Origin of the sequence: Ancylobacter sp. 3268 (assembly GCF_031456575.1) — a bacterium.
Taxonomy (GTDB): domain Bacteria; phylum Pseudomonadota; class Alphaproteobacteria; order Rhizobiales; family Xanthobacteraceae; genus Ancylobacter.
Window position 1 is genome coordinate 1 of the sequence record NZ_JAVDUX010000003.1, and the last position, 22,334, is coordinate 22,334.

A 22,334-nucleotide genomic window follows, 5' to 3' on the forward strand; every position below is an offset into this window, starting at 1 on the left:
GCCCCCGGCCGCCGCCAGGCCAACCGCACCGCACACCCCAGACCGAAATCGCACCCACCCTACACCGCACCATACCGGGGGTGGGCGGGTGACGTTGCGGCACATCCGGTGATTGACAGAAGGTGTACCGTATACCAGAATTAGACAAAAGAATAAGATCGTGAAGACCGTGCAGGCACCGACAGGGAGAGGAACGCCATGCTCGTCGCAGATCTCATGCAGCTCAAAGCCGCACGGGTTCCCACCGTGCGCATGACCGAAAACGTTGAAATGGCAGCGACTTTGCTCAACCGCGAGCGCATCGGCGCCGTCGTGGTGAAGGACGCCTGCGGCTCGGAGGGTGACACCGTCGTCGGCATCTTCTCCGAGCGTGATGTGGTGCGTGCCGTCGCCGAGCGCGGCGTCGCCGCCCTTAAAGCGCCCGTTGCCGATCTCATGTCGCGCAACATGATCTCCTGCCAGATGGACGACAGCGTCGACCATGTCCGTGCGCTGATGGACACCCATCGCGTCCGCCATCTGCCGGTGCTGCAGGATCACCAACTGGTCGGGGTGCTCTCCATCCGCGATGTTCTCGCCTATGATGTTAGAAAGGCTGCGGAATCTTCCGCCCAGCCGAGCCCCGACCGCGTAAATGCGGAGCCATTGCGGCTTCAGGCCTGACGGCAAAAATCCGGCGCCCTCCCGGGAGGGCGCCGGTGGTTAGGTCAGTGCGCCGTGGCAATCTCGCGGGCCGTCGGCGCTTCTATCTTGTTGACCCGGTCGATCACCGCCTTCTGCACCTTCTCGAAGGCGCGGACCTCGATCTGCCGCACCCGCTCGCGCGAGACGCCGAATTCGGTGGCGAGGTCCTCCAACGTCATCGGATCCTCAGCGAGGCGGCGCGCCTCGAAGATGCGCCGCTCGCGATCATTCAGCACCGACAACGCGCCAGACAAAGCATTGCGGCGGTTATCAAATTCCTCGGTTGCCGCCAGCAGGGTCTCCTGGTCCTCGCGCTCGTCGGCGAGCCAATCCTGCCACTCGCCGCCGCCTTCGACGTCGCCGCGCAAGGGGGCATTGAGCGACGAATCTCCGCCGAGGCGGCGGTTCATCTCCACCACGTCCTGTTCGGTAACGCCGAGCTTGGTGGCGATCTGAGCGACCTGCTCGGGTCGCAGGTCGCCTTCCTCGAGGGCGGAAATCTGGCTCTTCGCCTTGCGAAGATTGAAGAAAAGCTTCTTCTGGGCTGCGGTCGTGCCCATCTTCACCAGGCTCCAGGAACGCAGGATGTATTCCTGTATGGAAGCCTTGATCCACCACATGGCATAGGTCGCGAGGCGGAAGCCCTTGTCGGGCTCGAAACGCTTGACCGCCTGCATCAGGCCGACATTGCCCTCCGAGATGACCTCGGAAATCGGCAGGCCGTAGCCGCGATAGCCCATGGCAATCTTTGCCACGAGGCGCAGATGGCTGGTCACGAGTTTATGAGCGGCATCGGGGTCGTTATGCTCGCGCCAGCGCTTGGCGAGCATATATTCCTCCTGCGGCTCCAGCATCGGGAACTTGCGGATCTCGGCCAGATACTGGCTGAGGCCGCCTTCGGCCGATGGGATCGTCATTGCGGAACGGGCCATGGCAGCGCCCTCCTTTCGTTTTGGTCCCCTGCGGGCGACCAGAGTGCTCGGCCGCATGTCGCCGGCCGAGAAGCTAGCATAGCAGCAACGCGCAGGTTTTGCGCAATGGCATCATGAAAACCGGTCACGATGACTTGAGCTGTACAGTCCGGTCCGTGCCGGCAAGTGTTGCCTCGAGCCGGGCAAGGTCAGGCGGCATCGGACTCACAAACCGCATGACCTGCCCGGTGGTCGGATGCTCAAAACCTAGCCGGGCGGCATGAAGTGCCTGCCCCGCAAGCGATTTCAGCGCCTCGCTTGCCGGCGCCGCAAGGCGGCTGGCCTTTGTGCGGAAGCCTTGGCCATAGACCGCGTCGCCGAGAAGCGGATGACCGATATATCCCAGATGCACGCGAATCTGGTGAGTTCGGCCGGTCTCCAACTGGCATTCGATGCGGCTCGCCACCGGTCGTCCGTCGGCATCGCCATAGATTGCCGTGCGCTCCCAATGGGTAATGGCGAAGCGCCCACCCGGCCGCACCGCGATGCGCTCGCGTGAGACCGGATGGCGGGCGAGCGGCGCATCCACCGTGCCCTGCGAATGTTCGGGCACTCCCCAGGCAAAGGCGACGTAAAGTCGCTCCAGCGGGCCGGTGCGGCCGTGATCGGCGAACTGCGCGGCGAGCGCCCGATGGGTGCGGTCATTCTTGGCGACGACGAGCAGACCGGAGGTCTCCTTGTCCAGGCGATGGACGATGCCGGGCCGACGCACGCCGCCGATGCCGGAAAGGCTGTCTCCGCAATGATATAGGAGCGCGTTGACCAATGTGCCATCGGGATTGCCCGGGGCCGGGTGCACCACCATGCCGGCGGGCTTGTCGACGACGATGAGGTCATCGTCCTCATAGACGATGGCAAGTGGGATGGCCTGTGCGATCGGCTCCGCCGGCTCGGGGGGCGGGAGGGTTAGGACGAAGCGGGTGCCGGCGGCGACGCGCGCCGCGCCACCGATGACAGGCTTGCCGTCGCGGGTGAGCCGGCCATCGGCGAGCAGCGCCTGCAGCCGGGTGCGGCTCATCTCCGGCAGATGGCGCACCAGAACGCGATCGAGCCGCAGGCCTTCATCCTCGGGCGCGGCGATGATATCGAGGCGCGTGCCGTCGGCCGCAGCGTCGTCGGCGTCCTCGAAATCCTCCAGCGGCTCTTCCGGCGGTGTGCCCATGCCTTCTCCCGATACAGACGACAAGCTCGATCCCCAACAGGAGCGCGTGCTCCGCAAGCTGCGCGGCTTCGCGGCATTCTCCGGCATCCTGATGGGCTTCGGCTTTCTCGCCCTGTTCGGGGCCATCGGATACAGGGTGATGGTCGGCTGGAAAAGCGTGCCGAAGGAAATCAGCGGCACAATTATGCTGCCGCAGGGTGCGCAGGTGGTGTCGAGCACGGTTTCCGACGGGCTGCTGGCGGTGACGGTAAACCGCCAGGGCGTTGTCGAGACGCGGCTGTTCGATATCGAGACGCGGGCGCCGCGCGGCATAATAAGCTACGCGCACGAGCCGTGAGAAGGGGATCGAGCGGATTGGCGGGCGGCTGTGGATGGATATGGCGAATATTCGGCGGGCGCTCTTGCCTTGAGCCGGCTTTCCCCTTAAGAGACGCCCCTGCCGCGCGGCTCCCATCGTCTAGCGGTCTAGGACGTCGCCCTCTCACGGCGAAAACACCGGTTCGATTCCGGTTGGGAGCGCCAAAGCCTTTGTAGATCAAGGTTTTGGGTTGCATACAGCTCTTGCCAACAGATGTTGCCAACAGCCGGGCCTTGATGGCAGCTTCCACCCATGGTGAAGAAGCCCTCATCAGATAACCTCTACCTTCAGCGACTCGGCACCCGCTGGTACGCGCGCATTCCCGTTCCCTATGCATTGCGTGGCGAGGTGGGGCCGTACTTCCGAAAGGCCCTTGGTACAGCCGACTTGCAGGAGGCTCGGCACCGCCGATGGGACGTTCTGGCGTTGGCGCGCGCGGAATTCGAAAAGCGCGCGCAACGGCCGGGAACGAAGAAGAAGGTTCGCTCCACCGACTATGATGCGTTCCGTGCTCGCTTGAAAGCCGCAGGGCCGCCCACCGTCGTCAATGCCCTTGACGGGGAGGAGATGACCAATCCCGGCTTGGACCTCTTGGCAGACGAGCTGGAAAGGGCAGAGGAGGCCGGCGCGGACGTGGGCGCCGCTTGGGACGCGTTCGGGGACCATGTGCACGGTCGAGAACCGATTTCCGAGGTGTTGAAGGACTACCTTCAGCGGAACCCGAAAGTCAGCCCTACGACGGTTGCCAACTACAACGGCACGGTGAGCCTCTGGATTGCGGAAAGGGGCGACCGCGCGCTCAACGGGACCACCCGAAAGGCGGCCACGGAATGGCTTGAGAAGGTCGCTGAGGGCAAGTCTCGGGAGACCATCAGCGGTACGTGAACCATATGGCGACGCTCTGGGCGTGGTCATTCCGCAAGGAGGAGGAGCGGCACAATATCGGCCGGCGCGAAACCCTGATCGGTATCCGCAACCAGCGACCTTCCGAGCCGGGGCTGGCTGTGCGCCGGACGGCAAGAGTAAGCTTCGCACCCTATGCGCTGGACGACGGATCGGCAGGAGACGGCTGGATCGCTTGCACGGTCGACACCCCCTCGGCGCGCTGGGTTCGCGACCACCGGCGGGCGCAGATCCGCATGGAGGTGTCCCATCCGCGCACGCTGCTCGATCTGGCCTTGGCCGGCGTCGGGCAGGTGGTGCTGCCCTGCTTCGTCGGCGCGGCCCATGAGGGGCTGGTCAGGACCGGCCCGGTCATCGAGGAGCTGTCACATGACCAATGGCTGGTCGTTCATGGGGAGGACCGGAACCGCAGCGGCGTGCGCGAGACGATCGACGCTGTCGCCAGCCTCATCGTCGCAAAGCGATCGATGTTCGCTCCGATGGAAGAGGCGTGATGGCGATGTCGCGCCAGCCGCCGCACTTCGATGCTCGCCAGGTGGCGGAGGTTCGAAGGCGGCGTGATCATTCGCTGGAGGAAGGCCACCCGCACATCCAAATAGCCAGCGTCAGCTTTTCCAGCGCTTTCACAGGGAAGTAAAGAACATTGGTACCCTTGCTGAGCGCCACATTCTTAGCCTCGAGACCATGGACTTGAGCAGGCTGTGCTTAAGAATGAGGACCGCTTCGCCTCGGGCGCGGCAGGCTCATGTCCGATAGAGAGAATGAGACTTCCGCCGCTTGATCGAAGATCGGGCGAAATCCAGCCGTATGAACAAAGTCAATCGCGCAGACATTGACCGCTTCCGGCAACGGTGGGTTAGCCGGAAGTCCCTTCCAGGTCACGGCAGAGCCGAGCGGCTTCGATCTGTGTCCTGATGCGAAGCGCCGCTTGGGCGGCTCCAAAGCCATTGTCGATGTTGACGCTGACGACGCCGGGCGCGCAACTCGCCAGGGCCGAATGAAGCGCGACATGGCCGTCGGCAGCGACTCCGCGTCCGACGGAAGTCGGCACGGCTATTACCGGCGCGGCGATCAGGCCCGCGAGCACGCTGAACAGCGCCCCTTCCATACCCGCCACCGCGATGACAACGCGCGCCGCGCGGATGTCTTCCAGCCGCTCCATGAGGCGCCAGAGCCCGGCGACGCCGACATCGGCGATGACGTTTGCCCGTACACCACAGAACGCCAGTGTTCGCACGGCCTCGCCAACGACCGGCATGTCGGCGAGGCCGGCAGCGACCACCGCGATGTCGGCGACGTCGGGCAGCGCCGGCGGCGTGCCGAGGATGGCAGTGCGCGAGAGCGCGTCATGATCGAGCCGCGCCCGCCACTCCGCCGGCAGATCGGCGAATTGTGCGACCTCCATACGGGTGAACAGCAGCGCTTTATCCCGCGCCGCCGCATCCTCCAGGATGGCGACGAGCTGGGGAACGGTCTTCACCTCGGCATAAACAGCCTCGGGCAGGCCGGTGCGCGCGCCGCGGTCCCAATCCATGCGGGGCGTACCGTCCCGGCTCATTCCGTGGCCTCGCGCAGGAAGGCGCTGCCGGTGCGGTAGGGCGCCATGCCGGCGAAAAGCCGGTTCTCGTCAGTGCAGAGGCACATCATGATGCCGGCGATCTCCGCCTCTCGCGCCGGATCGAGCGCCGAGCCGAGCTCAAGATGAACCCCGTCGCGGCGGAGGCGGACTCGTATGGTCTCGCCACGACCAAGGCGTTCGCGCACGCTGCGTTCCGCCCGGTCGATGAAGGCGAGGTCGCGCGGATTGATGGCGATGCCGGTCTCGACCCGGCTGGCGAGGCAGGGCTGAGCAGGCAGATCGGCGAAGGCGGTGAATCCCAGATGCCGCGCGATGGAGCGTATCGCCGCCTTGTCGATGCCGGCCAGCACGAAAGGATGCACCACGTCATGCGCGCGGGCCGCGTCCAGGCCGGGGCGGTGATCGGACAGGTCATCGAGATTGGTGCCGGATGCGAGCGTGCGGTCGGTCGCCGCGCGCATGGTGCCATACAGGTTTGACTTGCAGAAATAGCAGCGGTTGTAGGGATTGGCGCGATAGTTTGGGTCGTTCTGCTCGCCGGCATCCAGGAGGTGAAGGTTCCAGCCCTCCGCCTCGGCATGGCTCTCGATCAGTGCGCGGGCGGCGGACGGAACCGCCGGCGAGACGGCATGGATCATCATCGGCGGTGTCGGCGCCACACGATGGGCGAGCGTGGCGAGCGTCAAGCTGTCGATGCCGCCGCTGACCGCCACCGCAAGCGGGGGAAGGTCGGCGATCACTGTGGCGAGCCGGGCAAGATGCGGAAGTGCCGACACCGTCAATCCTCCGCCTTTGCGATGCGTCGCCGGACGGCAAGGGACGCGACGCCGGCCAGAGCATCGCTTTCCACCTTGGAGGTCCGCGTGCCGTCCGGGCGACGCGCGTGCTTCACCGGATGTCCCTGCGAGGTGACGGCCTGCTCGCGGGCGAGCACCCTGCGCTCGACCGTATGGAAGCGCAGGCCGAGCGTGGAGGTTTCCAGGAAGATGGTGTCGCTGACAAGGTCGAAGGCCTGCGGCTCGGCGAGCAGCGCGAAGGTGGTAAGCGGGCGGCCTTTCTTGCCGATGGCAGGAATGAGCCGCACGTCGCGTATGCCGGTGTGCGTCCTCAGCAGGTCCGCGGCGTGGGCGATCTCCTCGCCGGTCATGTCGTCGATGTCGAAGGCGATCTCGATCAGGCGCGTCTCGTCGATGCCCGCGGCATCGAGGGTGAAGAGGCTGGCGCGCAACACATTGGGCAGGCCGGGCAGCTGCCGGGTGCCGGCACCATAGCCGACCGTCCCAAGACGCGCGGCGGCGGGGCGAGGTGCGGGAGACGCGCCGACGAGGAAGCGCAGGATGGCGGCGCCCGTCGGAGTGACGCGTTCGCCGGCGATGCCGTCGTCGCGCCAGTCGAAGCCCTTCAGGATTTCGGCGGTGGCGGGAGCCGGCACCGGCAGCAGGCCGTGGGCGGTCTTCACCATGCCGCCGCCGAGCGGCAGCGGCGCGACGCTCCAGCTTTTCGCGTTGAGCGCGGCGATCAGGCTGCCGGCGGCCACCACGTCCATCAGCGAATCCCAGTCGCCGATTTCATGGAAGTGCACCTCCTCGATCGGCAGGCGGTGCATGCGCGCTTCCGCCTCGGCGAGGATGGTGAGGATGCCGACGGCGGCTTCGGCCGTGCCGGGGCTCAGCGCCGAGTCGCGGATGCGCGAGCGCATGCCGGCAAAGGTGCCGTGCGCGGTGTGCTGATGATGGCCGTGCCCGTGGTGATGATGCGCGTCGGGCTGCGAAGGCGCCGCGACGAGCGAGAAGTGCCGCGCGGCGATTCCGCCATTGACCACCTCGGCGAGCCGCGCCGCTCCCGCTTCCGCCGGCAGCACCGCCGCGACATCGGCGAGAACCCGCGCCGCCAGATCCGGCCGCGCATCGAGGAGCGCGGCGACGAACATGTCGCCGGCGATGCCGCCGACCGGATCGAGATGGATATGCACCGCGCTGCTCATCGCCGGATCCACGCCTCAGTGGCCGATAGGCCAGGGATCGAGGAGCCTGCCATCGGCGTCGAACCGCATCGGCGCCGGCTCGCTCATGATCTCGACGCCCGGCCGGCCGACGAGTTGCGGCAGCAGCGCCTCGGAGGCGTAGAGATATTCGAGGTGCAGCGTGTTGGGAATGCGGATCATGGTGATCGCATCCGGCGTGTGCGACTCGCAGGTCTTCACCGCCGCCTGGATCGCCGTCTTCTCGTCCGGCATCGCCATGGGCAGCGAGGCGGCGATCAGGACGCCGGAGGTCAGCGAATTGGTGTAGACCGACTCGCGGTCGAAGCGGTCGAACAGCCGCTCGGTGATGACGTCGGCCCGAGCCACGCCATTGGCGTTGCCCTGGCTCTTGTCGGTAACGTCGAGCACCACGATGCGCGAGACGGACGGACCGCCCTTGATGGCGGTGGTGGAGGGTCGGCCGGTGATGTTGGGGTCCATGCCGCTGCCGGAGAATTCCTTGCCGACATAGTCGACCAGCAGCACGTCGAGAGGACCGGAGGCGAGCGGCTGGTCGAGCGGGCCGAGCGGCAGGCGCGGCATGTTCCGCATCGCCTCGGCGAGAAAGACCCGCTCCTTCTCGATCATGCCCTCGGTGGGCAGCACCACCACCTTGGAGAGGCGGTCATAGGCATTCTCCACCGTGCCGATGCCGAACAGCACCTTGCAGGTGGCGAGCTTCACCCGCGCCATCTCCACCACGAAGCGTCCGACATAATTGAATCCCCAGGCGTGGCAGTTGTCGGCCCCGGACTGCTTGCCGAGGCCGATCGCCAGCATCTTGGCGAGGCCGCTCTCGTTCTCCCAGCGAAAGGCGCTGTGCGGCTTGATGCGGTTGAACAGCACGATGCCGTCCGCCTCATAGGCCAGCTTATCGATGCGGACCGACATGCCGTTGTCGAGCACGCCGACCTCCACCGTTTCCATGCTGGAGCGGATCGGGCAGCCGGCGCTTGCCTCAGTGACGCCGAGCTGGGCGAGGACTTTAACCTGCCCCTCGGCGGTGGCACCGCCATGGCTGCCCATGGAGGGAACGATGAAGGGTTCGGCGCCCAGCGTACGCAACTCGCCGACGATGGCGCGTACCAGTTCCGGCAGGCTGGCGAGGCCGCGCGAGCCGACCGTGAGCGCCACCGACATGCCGGGCCGGATGCGTTCGCGCACGAAGCCGGCGCCAGCGAGCGCGTCGTGGACGGCGTGTGCGGGATCGTCGACATCCTGCGCTGCGAAATGCTGCCGGACGAGGGCCATCCTCGGCAGCTTCACAGTCTCGACGAGCTTCACATAGCTCGGCCGCATCGTTGTCCTCCCGGCGTCTTCCGTCACTGCAAGCGGGCGCGAGCGCCCGCCTCACTCCTTGAACACCACCTCGCGCTTGCGCGAGACGTTCGGCAGCAGCACCACGATCAGGCTCAGCGCCGCGATCGCCAGCAGGCTTGCCGTCAGCGGCCGCGTGAAGAACTGCATGGCGTCGCCGCGGAACAGCAGCATGGAGCGGCGCAGGTTCTCCTCCAGCATCGGGCCGAGGATGAAGCCGAGCAGCAGCGGCGCCGGCTCGCAGTTCAGCTTGTAGAGGATGTAGCCGAACACGCCCATGCCGGCCATCACCAGCACGTCCGCCGTGCTGTTGTTGACGCTGTAGACGCCGATCGCCGAGAACACGACGATCGCCGGGAACAGGTAGTGATAGGGCACGGTGAGCAGGCGCACCCAGATGCCGATGAGCGGCAGGTTGAGGATCACCAGCATCAGGTTGCCGACCCACATCGAGGCGATGAGGCCCCAGAACAGGTCGGGCTTGTCGGTGACGAAGGACGGGCCGGGGGTGATGCCGTGGATGATCAGCGCGCCGACCATCAGCGCCATCACCGGATTCGAGGGAATGCCCAGCGTGAGCATGGGGATGAAGGAGGATTGGGCACCCGCATTATTGGCGCTTTCCGGTCCGGCGACGCCCTCGATGGCGCCCTTGCCGAATTCGCGCGGAGTGCGGGAGAGCTTCTTCTCAAGCGCGTAGGAGGCGAAGGAGGAGAGCAGGGCGCCTCCGCCCGGCAGGATGCCGAGGATGGCGCCAATGCCGGTGCCGCGCAGCACCGGCGGCGTGATGCGGCGAAACTCCTCCCTCGACAGCATCAGCCCGCCGACCTTGGTGACGGCGCTGGAGCGCGTCTCATGGCTCTCGAGGTTGCGCACGATTTCGCCGATGCCGTAGATGCCCATGGCGAGCGCCACGAATTGCAGGCCGTCGCTGAGATTTTCCAGATCGAAGGTGAAGCGTGCCTCGGTCGTGTAGATGTCGCGGCCGACGAGGCCGAGCAGCAGGCCGAGCAGGATCATCGCCAGCGCCTTGAGCAGCGAGCCGGAGGCCAGCGTGATCGAGGCGATGAGGCCCAGCACCATCAGTGCGAAATATTCCGGCGGCCCGAACTGCAGCGCGAGATTGGCGAGCGGCGGCGCGAAGAGGGCGATGAACACCGTCGCCATCGTGCCGGCGAAGAACGAGCCCAGCGCGGCGGTGGCGAGCGCCGTGCCCGCACGACCCTGGCGCGCCATCTGGTAGCCGTCGATCGCGGTGACGACCGAGGTGCTCTCGCCCGGCAGATTGATCAGGATGGCGGTGGTCGAGCCGCCATACTGGGCGCCGTAATAGATGCCGGCCAGCATGATCAGCGCCGAGACCGGCTCCAGACCGAAGGTGATCGGCAGCAGCATCGCGATGGTCGCGACCGGGCCGAGGCCCGGCAGGACGCCGATCAGCGTGCCGAACAGCGCGCCGATGAAGCAGTAGAAGAGATTGGTGACGCTCAGTGTCGTGGCGAAGCCGAGCGCGAGATGGCTGAGGATATCCAACGTGCGGATCCTTCGTCAGGACAGCCAGGTGCCGACCATGGCGATCGGCAGTCCGAGTCCGAGAATGAAGACGGCCCAGGTGAAGACAACAAGCGCCGCCGCCAGGATCACGGCGCCGCGCAGGCCGACTTGGCCGCTGGCGAGCGTGGCGAGGACCGTGCCGATCGCGACCGCGGGTCCGAGTCCGAGGCCGTTGAGGCCGAACCCGAAGACGAGCACCGCCGCGACGACGAGAATGAGGCCGCGCCAAGCGAACGGCGTCATCTGTCCGCCTTCTCCCAGAAGCGCGCGAATGAAGATGGCGAGGCCTATCGCGCCGAGCAGCCCCGACAGCAGCAGCGGGAAATAGCCCGAGCCCATGCGCAGCGCCGTGCCCAACGAGAGATCCTTCGCGAGAAAGGCGAAGCCACCGGCGAAGGCTATGAACATGAGGCCGGAAAGGGCGTCCTGGCTGACCAGGGCCCTAAGGAGGGATTTGCCATTCATCGAAGATATCCGTTCGAGCGGGCGGGAAGCGGGAGCGCGCCCCGCTTCCCGTTTGCGTGCGTCACTGCGGCTTGATGTTGCCGGTCACGATGACTTCCTTCCACTGGGCGGTCATCGACTTGATCAGATCGGTGAACTGCTCGGGAGTGGAGGAAACCGGAGTGATGCCGAGTTCCTGCATCTTCTTGATCGTCTCGGGCTGTTTCATGAACGCCTGGATCTCGGTCGAGAGCTTGTTGGTGACGTCGTCCGGCGTGCCCGCGGGAGCAAGGAAGCCGTGCCAGGCGGTCGCCTCGAAGCCGGGGACGAACTCGGCGACGGCCGGAAGGTTCTTGTCGAAGTCCTGACGCTCCGGCGTCGCCACGGCGAGCGCGACCAGCTTGCCGGACTTCACATGCGGCAGCAGAAGCGGCACGTTGTCGAAGGCGAGCTCGACATTGCCGGCGAGCAGGTCCGGCAGCATGGCGCTGGAGCCCTTATAGGGGATGTGCACCATCTGGGTGCCGGTCTTCTGCATGAACAACTCGCCGGCGAGGTGCTGCGTGGTGCCGGTGCCGGCGGAGCCGAAGCTCACCTTGTCCGGGTTGGCCTTCAGATAGGCGATGAGATCGGGCACGGAGCGCGCCGGGATCTTGTCGGGATTGATGACGAGCACGTTCGGCACCACGCTCACCTGGCTGATGGGCTTCAGGTCGCGCAGCGTCTGATAGGGGAACTTCTCGCCATAAAGCGTGGGATGCACCGCCAGGTTCGAGGTCGAGGCGAGCACGAGGGTGGACCCGTCCGGCGCCGACCTGACCACCTTCTCGACGCCCGAGACGCCGCCGCCGCCGCCGATGTTCTCGACGACGAAGGGCTGCCCGAACTTCTTCTGCAGGTGCTCGGCCGCCATGCGGGCGATGATGTCGGCGGTGCCGCCGGCCGAGAACGGCACGACGATCGTCACCGCCTTGGTGGGATAGGCGGTGTCGGCGAATGCCGGGCTCGCGACGGCGAGCGAAAGACATGCGGCGGCGAGTGTTGAGAACTTCACGGGTTCCTCCCTAAACATCTCGGGTGCGTCCTTGTGGCGGACGCTGATCTGCGCGGCCGGTTAACTCCGGCCTTGGGCGGACGCTCACGGGCGCCAACTGCCGCGGGAAACCTGTCTAGTTGTCCATTATTTGTCAAGATGTAATTGCGCTTGGGCTCGTGCCGCCGTTTCGGCGCACGCGACGACCGGTATGACGCGGGGGTGGCCGCCCCGCGCTGCCTTTCGAATGGCGGCGAATCACAGTGACAGATCGAGGGTGCGTCCTTCGAAGATCCGATCCCGCGAGCCCTCCAGATGACGGCGCATCAAGTCGCGGGCGGTTTGCGCATCGCGACGGCGGATGGCTTCGAAGATCGCCTGGTGCTCGGCGAAGACGCCGGCGAGACCGGGATTCGGGCCCATCAGCGAAACGCCGTGGAACTTCATGCCGACAGCGATGTGGTCCTTAAGCGCCTGCATCGACGAGATGTAATAATGGTTGTTCGTCGCATCGGCGATGGCGCAGTGAAAGGCGTAATCGGCGTCCTCGCGATGGCGTTGTGCCTGGGTGGCGTCGCGCATCATGCCGAGCGCAGCGGAGATCGCTTCGAGAGCCGGCTCGTTCCAGCGACGGGCCGCGTAGAAGGCATGATCCGGCTCGATGGCCAGGCGAAACTCATAGCAGCGCTGGATATCGGCGATGGTCTCCACTGGCGAGTAGCCGATGGTGCGCGATTCCTCGACGCGCACCTTTACGAAACTGCCGGCGCCCTGCCGGGAATAGATCAGCCCCTCGTCGCGCAGGCGTTTCAGTGCCTCGCGGATGATGGGGCGCGATACCAGGAAAGTGGCGGCAAGCTCATGTTCTCCCGGCAGTTTCTCGTCCGGCTGATAGTCGCCGCGGCTGATCTTGGTCAGGAGCATCTGATAGACGCGCTGGACCAAGGGAGTCCGCGGCGCGCGGTCGTCGGCGGTTTCCGTGGCGACCTGCGAGCCATGGTTTTCTGCCGGAGCCTCTTCAGATGCTTCCTCGAGGGTGTCGCGTTCAGCCATGACATATTTCCAGGTGTCGATTCGGTGCGAGGGCGGCCGCTCAGGCCATCCGCATGCCTGTCCGGGAGGACGTTTCTTTATAACAGATTGCGTCCGCAATCGTATTCGGCAAGCCCATCATGGGCGGTGCTATCGTTTCACTGCAAGGTCAACATTACAACATGTTGACATCACAATCAGCCGTGTTTAAGCAATGTTCCAAATTATGCGGCGGGCCCACCGTCGCGGGTGTGGAGGATCACGTCTTTGGTCATGGGCCTCATCCGTCCCAGATGCGCCGTTCTGGCGGAAAGGTGCGGCCGATGACGGGCGTGCGCCTGATCGCCGACGATCTGACGGGCGCCCTCGATGCGGCGATCGCCTTCGTCGAGGCGGGACGGGGCGTTCCTGTCTATTGGGGCGGCGTGCCGGTCCTGGAAGCCGCCGGAAGCCTCGCCGTCGACAGCGCTACGCGCGAGGCCGGGCCGGAAGAGGCGCGCCGCAAGGTTGCCGAACTGGCGCGGGCGATGCCGCGCGGGGACGGCGCCATCTGCTTCGCCAAGCTGGACAGCCTCCTGCGCGGGCAAGCGGCGGCCGAGATCGCCGGATGGATCGAGGCGTTCGCACCGGATCGTTGCATCGTGGCTCCGGCCTTTCCCCATCATGGTCGCATCACACGGGGCGGCCTCCAATATCTGCACACCGAGGCGGGCGAACGGGCGGTGGGCGCCAGCCTAGCCGCCGGCCTGCGCGCCGAAGGTGTGCCGGTGCGTCTGTGCCGCCCGGGCGACGCGGCGCCGGCCGGCGTCAGCCTGTGGGATGCGGAGAGCGACGAGGACCTGGCGTCGGTCGTCGAGGTGGGCAGGGCGTGCGAAGGCGTCACGCTGTGGTGCGGCAGCGGCGGCCTCGCGGCCGCACTGACGCAAGGGCCTGGACAGGCGGCGATCGATCCGGCCGCCCTGCCGCGGCCGATCCTCGGCCTGTTCGGCACCGACCATCCGGTCACAAGGGCGCAGCTGGCGGCGTGCGGCGATGCGGTGCTGGCGCTTGCCGATGGAGGGCGCGCGAGCGCGGCGAGCCTGTCGGCGAAACTCTCGGCCGAAGGCGCGGCCCTTGCCTGTCTCTCGCTGCCGGAGGGGCTGGCGCGGACGGAGGCGGCAGGGCGCATCGGCAGCGAATTCGCCCGTCTCGCCGAAGTTCTCGACGCACCAGGCACGCTTGTCGTCGCCGGCGGCGAGACGTTGCGCGGCCTGTGTCTCGCGCTCGGCGCCGACCATCTCGACCTCTACGGCCAGATCGAGGCCGGCGTGCCGTGCTCCGTCCTGCGCGGCGGCCGCTTCGACGGTGTGCATGTCGTGTCGAAATCCGGCGCCTTCGGAGCGCCTTCGCTGCTGCGGCGGCTGATTTTTCCAGTTCAGGGAGACCACACATGACGCCGCATCTGGCGATCACCATGGGCGATCCGGCGGGCATCGGCCCAGAGATCATCGTCAAGGCCTGTGAACGCCTAAAGGATCGGCTGGCGGCGGGCGAGTTGCGGCTGCTGATCATCGGCAGCAATCCTGCGCTGCGACGTACGCAGGCCGCGCTCGGCAGCGCCTTCGATATTCCCGAGGTGTCGGTCGAGGATGCCGCGTGGCCGGCGCTGGCCTGCCTCCAGGCCGGTCCCGAGGGCGAGCCGATCCTGCCCGGCGTGCTGTCGATGGATGGCGGCCGCTTCGCTTATCTCGCCATCGAGCAGGCGGTCCGCCTCGCCCAGGCCGGGCGGATCCAGGGCATGGTTACGGGCCCGCTAAACAAGGAATCGCTCAACAAGGCCGGCTATCACTATGCCGGCCATACCGAGATGCTGGCCGACCTGACCGGCGCGCGCGGCTCGGTGATGATGCTGGCGCACGGCAATATGCGCGTGAGCCACGTTTCCACCCATGTGGCGCTGGAGGATGTGCCCAAGCGCCTGACGCCGCAGCGTCTGCGCTATGTGATCGAGCGCACCGACGAGGCGCTGCGGGGGCTCGGTCTTGACCGTCGCCGCATCGCCGTGGCCGCGCTCAATCCGCATGCCGGCGAGGGCGGACTGTTCGGGCGGCAGGACATCGACGTCAGCGAACCGACCATCGCCCAGGCGGTTGCCGACGGTTTCGATATCGTTGGCCCGGTGCCGGGCGACACCGTGTTCGTCAAGCTGCGCGCCGGCCAGTACGACGCGGTGATCGCGATGTATCACGACCAGGGGCACATTCCGGTGAAGCTGCTCGGCTTCAATGTGAACCCTGAGACGGGGAGCTGGGACGCGCTGTCGGGCGTCAACATCACGCTCGGCCTGCCGATCATCCGCACCTCGGTCGATCACGGCACCGCCTTCGACATCGCCGGCAAGGGCATCGCGAGCGAGACCAGCCTCATCGAGGCGATCGACTACGCCGAGAAACTCGCCGCTTCCCGCGCCGCCTGAAGGAACCGAACAGCATGACCCTCGGGCTTTCGACCCCCATCGAACTGGTGCGCCCGCCGCGCATCGCCTTCGGTTCCGGCACGCTGCCGGCCGTGCAGCGCTGGCTGGACGAGAAAGGCTATCGACGCGTCCTCGTGGTGGCCGATGCCTTCAACGCGACACGCGTCGATCTGCTCGACCTCACCGGCGAGGTGACGGTGTTCGCCGAGGTGAAGCCCGAGCCGGACCTGCCGAACCTCGAGGCGCTCATCGCCCGTGCCGAACAGGCAAAGGCCGAGGTGGTGATCGGCTTCGGCGGTGGCAGCGCCATGGACCTCGCCAAGCTCGCGGCCGTGCTGCCCGGCTCGGGCCAGACGCTGCACGACGTCGTGGGGCCGGAGAAGGTCGCGGCCAAGCGCGCGGCGCTGATCCAGGTGCCGACCACGGCCGGGACGGGGAGCGAGGCGGGTACCCGCTCGCTCGTCACCGATCCCGCGACGCAGAACAAGCTCGCGGTGCAGAGCCTCCACATGCTGGCCGACCTCGCGGTGATCGACCCGGACCTGACGCTTACCGTGCCGCCCGCGGTGACGGCCGCGACGGGGGTGGACGCGCTCGCCCATTGCGTCGAAGCGTTTACTAGCCGCAAGGCGCATCCGGCCATCGACCTCTACGCGCTGGAAGGCGCTCGGCTCACCGGCCGCTATCTTGCCCGCGCCATCGCCGACGGCAGCGACCGCGAGGCCCGCGCCGGCATGGCGCTGGCATCCCTTTACGGCGGCTTCTGCCTCGGGCCAGTAAACACGACCGCGGGTCATGCGGTCGCCTATCCGCTCGGCACCCGCCATCACATCGCCCATGGCGCGGCCAATGCGCTGATCTTCCCGCACGTGCTCGCCTTCAACGCCCCGGCCGTGGCGGAGAAGACGATGCTTGTGCTTGAGGCGCTCGGCCTGCCGCCCTCGAGCGATCCGGCTGCCGTGCTCGATGCCGCCCATGGGTGGTGCAGGGGGCTGGGCTGCGAGATGGCGCTGTCGGCGTACAAGGTGCCGGAGGACGACCTGCCGGTGATGGCCGCCGAGGCGCATGCCATCCGCCGCCTGCTGGACAACAACCCGCGCAACATCAGCCGCGAGGAGATACTCGCGATCTACCGCGCCGCCCTTTGATGGGCGCTTCAAGAACACGATACGGAAAGGCCGAGGACATGAGCAAGATCAAGGGCACCTTCGTCGCCATCGTCACCCCCTTCGACAAGGACGAAGCCGTCGACGGCGCCGCGTTGCGCCGTCAGGTCGAGCGTCAGGTGGGCGCCGGCAACGGCATCTTCTGCGCCGGCACCAATGGCGAGTTCTATGCGCTCTCCTTCGAGGAGAAGATCGAGGTTGCGCGCATTTGCGTGGAGGCAGCGGCCGGACGTCAGCCGGTGCTTGCCCATATCGGCGAGATCTCTACCCACCAGACCATAGCGCTCGGCAAGGAAGTCCAGACGCTCGGGGTGAAGGCGGTCTCGGCCATCACCCCCTCCTTCATCGCCTGCTCGCAGGCCGAATTGATCGATCACTACCGCAAGGTCGCGGACGCGCTGTCGGTTCCCTTGTACCTCTACAATATTCCCGCCCGCACGGGGAACACCATCGAGCCGGAGACGGCGCGCATCCTCGCCGACCATCCGAACATCATCGGCATCAAGGACAGTGCCGGTTCGCAGGAGAGCCTCGACGGTTTCCTCGCCATCGCCCGCGAGCGCGACGATTTCGACGTGCTGGTCGGCCCGGATTCGCTGATCCTGCACGGGCTGAAGAACGGCGCCGCCGGCAACATCTCCGGGCTCGGCAATGTCTCGCCGGTCACGCTGAACGCCATCAGCTCCGCCTTCGAGAGGGGCGATCTCGCAGCCGCCGAGGCGGCCCAGACCCGCTTCAGCACGCTGCGCAAGGATCTCTATGCGTTCGGCTTCCCGCCGGCGCTCGTCAAGCGCGCCCTGCGCCATGCCATGCCGGAGGTCGGCGCCAGCCGGGCGCCGGTGCTGATCACCGACGAGGCGGATGCCCAGGTGGCGCTGATCTCCAAGGCCAACGCCGAAGCCGTGGCGTGAGGAGCGGAGTATGAGCTTCACCGTCATCAGCCTCGGCGGACCGGTTGCGCCCGAGGGCGAAGAAATGCTGAAGGCGGCGGGGATCACCTCGCTCGCCACCAAGCCCTATCCGTCTAAGGCCGAGACCGTCGACCTGCTATCGACCACACAGGCGGACGCGATCATCGTGCGCCTCGTCGAGCGCGTCGACGAGGAGATCCTGCGCGCCTCGCCGAAACTGAAGCTGGTGCACAAGCACGGGGCGGGCACCAACGACATCGACGTGGCGGCGGCCAAGAGCCTCGGCATCCCGGTGCTGGCGGCGGTGGGCGCCAACGCGCATTCGGTGGCCGAACACGCGCTGGCGCTGATATTCGCGCTCATCAAGGACATGCGTCGTCAGGATGCTTTCGTGCGCGGCGGCGGCTGGGCGAACAAGTCCTATCAGGGCCATGAACTGCGCGGACGCAAGCTCGGCCTCGTCGGCATGGGATTGATCGGCCGCAATCTCGCCCGGATGGCCGGAGCGATCGGCATGACCGTCGAAGCCTATGATCCCTATGCCCCGGACGAGGCCTTCGGTCCGGAGTGCGGGCGCGCCGCCGATCTCGATGCGCTGCTGGCAAGTTCCGATGTCGTCAGCCTGCATTGTCCGCTGACGGAGCAGACCCGCAACCTCATCAATGCCCGCACGCTGGGGCTCATGAAGCCAGGCGCGCTGCTCATCAATACGGCGCGCGGCGAGGTGGTGGACGAGGTGGCGCTCACCGAAGCCCTGCGCGACGGCGTGATTGCCGGCGCCGGTCTCGACACCTTCTCGCCGGAGCCCCCGGCCTCCGACAATCCCCTGTGGCAGCTCGACACTGTGGTGGTGTCGCCGCACGTCGGTGGCGTGACGGAGGAGGCGCGGCGCGAGGTGTCGCTCATCACCTGCGCCAATGTGATTGCCCTGTTGAGGGGCGACGAGGTTCCGCCGCGCTTCTTCGTGCGGGGCTGACGGCGTCGGCGCGGCTTTGCCCGCGCCGGCTTTTCCGCGTTCGAGCCGTCGTTTCGGCTGCCTGGGTGTGCCGCAAGGCTTGCCGCCACTCAAAGAAGGGCCCGGATTCCCAAGAAAAGACAGGACGATCATACGAAGACACGCCGGCCCATGTGGCAGCCCGGCGAACGCTATCCGGATCCCGCCAGCGAGGTGCTCGATGCGCGCTTGCGAAATGCGCACTGAATCGCGCCGCGGCCGAGCGTCTCGTCACCGGCATGCGCTGGACTGAGGGCCGGTCTGGTTCGGCGATGGCCGGCATTTGCTCTGGAGCGACATGCCGAACGACCGGATCATGGAAGGGGAGGAGGACACAAGGGGCGATCCGTGTCTTCCGCAAGCCGTCCAACGTCGCCAACGGCCACACGCGCGACCGGTAGGGCCGGCTCGTTCCTGCGAGCAGGGTGGCCGCCGGGTCGTGCGCACGCAATAGGACCGCAGCCTGCCGTCCTCGCCGACAGCTTCGGCGGCAAGCGGTTGAATTCTCCCTATGATGTGGTGGTGAATAGCGACGGCAGCGTCTGGTTCACCGAATCCCCTTCGGCATCCTCGGATAATACGAGAGGGACAAGGCGGATGCTGAGCTCCCAACCTCCACCTCCCCTGTTGGCTGGAGATAGCTGGCGCCAGTGCAGGCGGTGCCCCGAGGCGGACGTTCCCGACAGGGCAGACGGAGGTCCGCTCGCGAGCCATGCCCGTTGGGTCTCCGCCTTGCCGGCACTTGCTCCGCGCCGTTCTGCGCAAGGACGGCATCACCTATCCTCAATATGTCGCTGAACTTACCTATCTGCTCTTCTTGAAGATGATGCACGAGACCGGCGCGGAACGAGGGAGAGTGGCGTCGGGCCTCCGCTGGGGAACTTGGTCGCGGCGTCCTCTGCCGAGAAGCTCGATCTCTACAACGGGGTCTCGGTGGGCTTGGGAAGAGGATTGCCCCCTCACTCCGCCGGACGGGCGGCGGGCAAGCGGGGGCGTAGCCCGGTGCCGGCGGGGAGATAGCCGAGTTTCTCGGAGAGTTCGCCGGCGGCGGCGAGCAGCCGGTCGAGATAGGAGTCGCGATGGCGCAGGCCGTCCTCGCGCGGCGCGACGAGACACAGCGTTGCAATCACCGCACCATCGGCCTGATGCACCGGCACGGCGAAGCAGTAGGTGAAATTCTCGACCGTGCTGTTGAAGGTGAAGAAGCCGTCGGCGGTTGCACGCCGCACCTCGGCGAGGAACTGACCAGGCTCGAGCAGCCGGCCGTTCGGCAGCATGAAATCCTCTTGCGGTATGAAGCCGAGGATCTCCTCATCGCTCATATGGCCGACGAGCAGGCGGCCGGAAGCGGTCCACGGGATCGGCACGATCTCGCCGATATCGGATGAGATGCGGAATGGACGCAGGCCCTCGCGCATCATTGCGACAGTGTATTTGTTGCCGTCGAGCATGCACATCTGTGAGGTCTCGCGCGTCTCCTCGGCGAGGCGCTGCAGCAGCGCCGCGCTTTCGCGCATCAGGTCGAAGTGCCCGGAATAGGCCATGCCGAGGAAATAGAGTCGGCGACCGAGAAACACCCGGCCATCGCCGCCGGAATAGTCCAGCATCCCCTGGCGCAGCAGCAGGTTGACGAGTTCATAGATAGAGGAGCGCGGCCCGCCCATCTCGGCGGCGATCTCGTTCGGACGCATCGGCTGGCGACGGGCGCGCAGGAATTCGAGGATCTCGAAGGCGCGATCGAGCCCGCGGCTGCGCTTGGTGCCGCCAGCTGCCCCGTCCGCCTGCTCCTGCCCGATCTGCGGTTCTCTGGACGTCATCTCGCTGCTCCCGCTGGAGGGCGCCGCCCCGCCCGGTCGGACGGGACGGCGGCGGGCGTCACATCTTGTCGGCGCGAAAGGCGACGCAATCGATCTCCACCTTGCAATCGACCATCATGCGGGACTGCACGCAAGCGCGGGCCGGGGGATTTTCCGAGAAATACTCGGCATAGACGCCGTTGAAGCTCCAGAAGTCGCGCGGGTCATCGAGCCACACGCCGCAGCGCACGATGTCCTCGATCCCGTAGCCGGCTTCGTGAAGGATGGCGATCATGTTCTCGATGGCCTTGCGGCTCTCGGAGACGATGCCGCCGCGTACGATCTCGCCCTTCTCCATGGCCACCTGGCCGGAGACATAGAGCCAGCCATTGGCCTGGGTGGCGCGGGCGAAGGGCAGCTTCTGGCCGCCCGCGCCGGTCTCGCCGGCGCCGTATCGGATGATGGTCATGCGGTCCTGCTCTGCTACTGGAAACTGGAGGTCTTGAGGAATTCGGCGAGCCGCTCGGTGCGCGGCCGCACGAACATCTCCTTCGGGTCGCCCTCTTCGCCGATCACGCCCTTGTTCATGAAGATGACGCGGCTGGACACCTCGTAGGCGAAGCGCATCTCATGGGTGACGAGCAGCATGCTCATGCCCTCGGCCGCGAGGCCCTTGATTACCTGCAGCACCTCGCCGACGAGTTCGGGATCGAGCGCCGAGGTCACCTCGTCGAACAGCATCAGCTTGGGATTCATCGCAATGGCGCGGGCGATGGCGACGCGCTGCTGCTGGCCGCCGGAGAGCTGGCCGGGATAGTGATCGGCCCGCGCCGCCAGCCCCACCCGCCCCAGCCACTGCTCGGCGAGGGTGCGGGCCTCGTCGCGGCCCATCTTCTTCACCTTGACGAGCCCGAGCATGACATTCTGCGCGGCGCTCATATGCGGGAACAGGTTGAACTGCTGGAACGCCATGCCGGTGAGCGCGCGCTGGCGGGCGACCTCCTTCTCGCTCTTGCGACGGCGGCCGGACGGGTGCTCCTCATAGCCGATGGCCTCGCCGTCGAGCAGGATCTGCCCGCCCTGAAACTCCTCCAGCATGTTGATGCAGCGGAGCATGGTGGTCTTGCCTGAGCCGGAGGAGCCGATGATCGAGATCACCTCCCCCTGGGTCATGGTGCAATCCACCCCCTTGAGCACCTCGACGGCGCCGTACTGCTTGCGCAGCCCCTTGATTTCGAGAAGCGGCTTGTTCATCGGCGCGCGCCTTCAGGACGGAACGGCGGTCTTGCGCTCGACATATTTGCCGAGCCGCTCGATGCCGAAATTGATGAGGAAATAGAGGAAGCCGGCGAGGAAATAGAAGTGCAGGCTGAGGAAGTTGCGGGAGATGATCTCCTGCGTGCGCAGCAACAGTTCCGCCACGCCGATCACCGAGAGCAGGGTGGAGGCCTTCACCATCTCGGCGGCGGTGTTCACCCAGGTCGGCAGGATCTGGCGTAGCGCCTGCGGCCACAGCACGCTTGAAAAGGTCTGGCCGAAGGTGAGGCCGATCGCCTTGGCCGCCTCGGTCTGGCCGGGCGGGATCGCCTGCAGCGCGCCGCGGACGATCTCGCCGACGTGCGACGAGCAGAACACCGCGAGCGCCAGAACCCCGGCCTGGAAGGGCCCGAGATCGAGCCCGACCGTGGAAAAGATATAGTAGCTCGCCAGCACCAGCACGAGCACCGGCGTGCCGCGCACGATGTCGACATAGACGCGGATCGTCGCCCGCACCACGCGCGGGCCGTAGACGAGGCCCAGCGCCACGCCGACGCCGAGCACCGAGCCGGCGACGATGGCGAGCGCCGAGATGGACAGCGTGACGCCGAGCCCCCTAAGCAGGGCGTAGCGGGCGATCCAGATCTCATTGGCGAAGAGGGAGAGATCGTTGAATACGCTCAGATCCAGCATCG

The 22,334-nt window shown here is 66.5% G+C and carries 23 protein-coding genes, 1 tRNA gene and 1 pseudogene; 11 read left to right on the top strand and 14 right to left on the bottom strand.

The features are described from left to right. The first annotated feature begins 198 nt into the window (after window positions 1-198). A complete protein-coding gene (locus tag J2X65_RS04430) occupies window positions 199-663 on the top strand; it encodes a CBS domain-containing protein (protein ID WP_310198577.1) in 465 nt (154 codons plus the stop codon). 44 nt (window positions 664-707) lie between these two features. Here the strand turns inward: J2X65_RS04430 and rpoH are convergent, their stop codons facing one another. Both rpoH and J2X65_RS04440 read right to left on the bottom strand, forming a co-directional pair. Further along, window positions 708-1,616, bottom strand: coding sequence for an RNA polymerase sigma factor RpoH (gene rpoH, locus J2X65_RS04435; RefSeq protein WP_310198579.1), 909 nt, complete (start codon window positions 1,614-1,616; stop codon window positions 708-710). A gap of 124 nt (window positions 1,617-1,740) precedes the next feature. Next, window positions 1,741-2,817: an RluA family pseudouridine synthase gene (locus J2X65_RS04440; protein WP_310198583.1), complete on the bottom strand. Its 1,077-nt coding sequence runs from the start codon at window positions 2,815-2,817 to the stop codon at window positions 1,741-1,743. On the opposite strand from J2X65_RS04440, the gene J2X65_RS04445 reads away from it, so the two are divergent. The 4 genes from J2X65_RS04445 (at window position 2,816) to J2X65_RS04460 (ending at window position 4,572) form a co-directional block, all read left to right on the top strand. Beyond that, window positions 2,816-3,154 (top strand): hypothetical protein, encoded by a 339-nt coding sequence (locus J2X65_RS04445; protein ID WP_310198586.1) that lies wholly within the window; start codon window positions 2,816-2,818, stop codon window positions 3,152-3,154. The two genes, J2X65_RS04440 and J2X65_RS04445, sit on opposite strands and share 2 nt — an antisense overlap. Before the next feature lie 109 nt (window positions 3,155-3,263). Beyond that, window positions 3,264-3,339 (top strand) — tRNA-Glu (locus tag J2X65_RS04450). Window positions 3,340-3,427: 88 nt separating this feature from the next. After that, a complete protein-coding gene (locus J2X65_RS04455; RefSeq protein ID WP_310198589.1) occupies window positions 3,428-4,060 on the top strand; it encodes a DUF6538 domain-containing protein in 633 nt (210 codons plus the stop codon). A 5-nt stretch (window positions 4,061-4,065) separates the two neighbouring features. After that, window positions 4,066-4,572 (top strand): LysR substrate-binding domain-containing protein, encoded by a 507-nt coding sequence (locus J2X65_RS04460; protein ID WP_310198592.1) that lies wholly within the window; start codon window positions 4,066-4,068, stop codon window positions 4,570-4,572. Between the two features lie 362 nt (window positions 4,573-4,934). On the opposite strand, the gene larB is transcribed toward J2X65_RS04460, so the two are convergent. The 8 genes from larB to J2X65_RS04500 form a co-directional block, all read right to left on the bottom strand. After that, window positions 4,935-5,636, bottom strand: coding sequence for a nickel pincer cofactor biosynthesis protein LarB (gene larB, locus J2X65_RS04465; protein ID WP_310198594.1), 702 nt, complete (start codon window positions 5,634-5,636; stop codon window positions 4,935-4,937). After that, window positions 5,633-6,433, bottom strand: coding sequence for an adenine nucleotide alpha hydrolase (locus J2X65_RS04470; RefSeq protein ID WP_310198597.1), 801 nt, complete (start codon window positions 6,431-6,433; stop codon window positions 5,633-5,635). The genes larB and J2X65_RS04470 overlap by 4 nt, the downstream gene beginning before the upstream one ends. A 2-nt stretch (window positions 6,434-6,435) precedes the next feature. Further along, window positions 6,436-7,641, bottom strand: coding sequence for a LarC family nickel insertion protein (locus J2X65_RS04475; RefSeq protein ID WP_310198600.1), 1,206 nt, complete (start codon window positions 7,639-7,641; stop codon window positions 6,436-6,438). A 15-nt stretch (window positions 7,642-7,656) separates the two neighbouring features. Further along, on the bottom strand, window positions 7,657-8,979 hold the full coding sequence (locus tag J2X65_RS04480) for a lactate racemase domain-containing protein (protein WP_310198603.1): 1,323 nt from the start codon (window positions 8,977-8,979) through the stop codon (window positions 7,657-7,659). A 51-nt stretch (window positions 8,980-9,030) separates the two neighbouring features. Continuing rightward, window positions 9,031-10,530: a tripartite tricarboxylate transporter permease gene (locus J2X65_RS04485; RefSeq protein WP_310198606.1), complete on the bottom strand. Its 1,500-nt coding sequence runs from the start codon at window positions 10,528-10,530 to the stop codon at window positions 9,031-9,033. A 15-nt stretch (window positions 10,531-10,545) separates the two neighbouring features. Next, on the bottom strand, window positions 10,546-11,016 hold the full coding sequence (locus tag J2X65_RS04490; RefSeq protein WP_310198608.1) for a tripartite tricarboxylate transporter TctB family protein: 471 nt from the start codon (window positions 11,014-11,016) through the stop codon (window positions 10,546-10,548). Between the two features lie 61 nt (window positions 11,017-11,077). Then, complete coding sequence (locus tag J2X65_RS04495; RefSeq protein WP_310198611.1) at window positions 11,078-12,049, bottom strand: tripartite tricarboxylate transporter substrate binding protein; 972 nt, start codon at window positions 12,047-12,049, stop codon at window positions 11,078-11,080. A 237-nt stretch (window positions 12,050-12,286) separates the two neighbouring features. After that, window positions 12,287-13,081: a FadR/GntR family transcriptional regulator gene (locus tag J2X65_RS04500; protein ID WP_404977669.1), complete on the bottom strand. Its 795-nt coding sequence runs from the start codon at window positions 13,079-13,081 to the stop codon at window positions 12,287-12,289. Window positions 13,082-13,200: 119 nt separating this feature from the next. Between J2X65_RS04500 and J2X65_RS04505 the strand changes: the two genes are divergently transcribed. The 6 genes and pseudogenes from J2X65_RS04505 to J2X65_RS04530 all read left to right on the top strand — a co-directional run. Then, window positions 13,201-14,493, top strand: coding sequence for a four-carbon acid sugar kinase family protein (locus tag J2X65_RS04505; protein WP_310198617.1), 1,293 nt, complete (start codon window positions 13,201-13,203; stop codon window positions 14,491-14,493). Continuing rightward, window positions 14,490-15,515 (top strand): 4-hydroxythreonine-4-phosphate dehydrogenase PdxA, encoded by a 1,026-nt coding sequence (pdxA, locus tag J2X65_RS04510; protein ID WP_310198620.1) that lies wholly within the window; start codon window positions 14,490-14,492, stop codon window positions 15,513-15,515. The genes J2X65_RS04505 and pdxA overlap by 4 nt, the downstream gene beginning before the upstream one ends. Window positions 15,516-15,529: 14 nt before the next feature. Next, window positions 15,530-16,663 carry an iron-containing alcohol dehydrogenase gene (locus J2X65_RS04515; protein ID WP_310198624.1) on the top strand — a complete coding sequence of 378 codons (1,134 nt, stop codon included), beginning with the start codon at window positions 15,530-15,532 and terminating at the stop codon, window positions 16,661-16,663. A 38-nt stretch (window positions 16,664-16,701) separates the two neighbouring features. Beyond that, window positions 16,702-17,592: a dihydrodipicolinate synthase family protein gene (locus tag J2X65_RS04520; protein WP_310198628.1), complete on the top strand. Its 891-nt coding sequence runs from the start codon at window positions 16,702-16,704 to the stop codon at window positions 17,590-17,592. Window positions 17,593-17,602: 10 nt separating this feature from the next. After that, window positions 17,603-18,568: a hydroxyacid dehydrogenase gene (locus J2X65_RS04525; protein WP_310198630.1), complete on the top strand. Its 966-nt coding sequence runs from the start codon at window positions 17,603-17,605 to the stop codon at window positions 18,566-18,568. Between the two features lie 150 nt (window positions 18,569-18,718). Then, window positions 18,719-19,161, top strand: a pseudogene (locus tag J2X65_RS04530) (SMP-30/gluconolactonase/LRE family protein); the annotation flags it as partial. A 384-nt stretch (window positions 19,162-19,545) separates the two neighbouring features. Here the strand turns inward: J2X65_RS04530 and J2X65_RS04535 are convergent. From J2X65_RS04535 to J2X65_RS04550, 4 genes are read right to left on the bottom strand one after another with little or no spacing between them, the layout of a single operon-like run. Further along, window positions 19,546-20,403, bottom strand: a complete 858-nt coding sequence (locus J2X65_RS04535) for an IclR family transcriptional regulator (RefSeq protein WP_310198632.1) — start codon at window positions 20,401-20,403, stop codon at window positions 19,546-19,548. Window positions 20,404-20,461: 58 nt separating this feature from the next. Then, window positions 20,462-20,851 (bottom strand): RidA family protein, encoded by a 390-nt coding sequence (locus J2X65_RS04540; RefSeq protein ID WP_310198634.1) that lies wholly within the window; start codon window positions 20,849-20,851, stop codon window positions 20,462-20,464. Window positions 20,852-20,865: 14 nt separating this feature from the next. Beyond that, on the bottom strand, window positions 20,866-21,636 hold the full coding sequence (locus J2X65_RS04545) for an amino acid ABC transporter ATP-binding protein (RefSeq protein WP_310198637.1): 771 nt from the start codon (window positions 21,634-21,636) through the stop codon (window positions 20,866-20,868). Between the two features lie 12 nt (window positions 21,637-21,648). Then, entirely contained in the window at window positions 21,649-22,332 is a 684-nt protein-coding gene (locus tag J2X65_RS04550) for an amino acid ABC transporter permease (protein ID WP_310198640.1), read from the bottom strand. Window positions 22,333-22,334 lie beyond the last annotated feature (2 nt).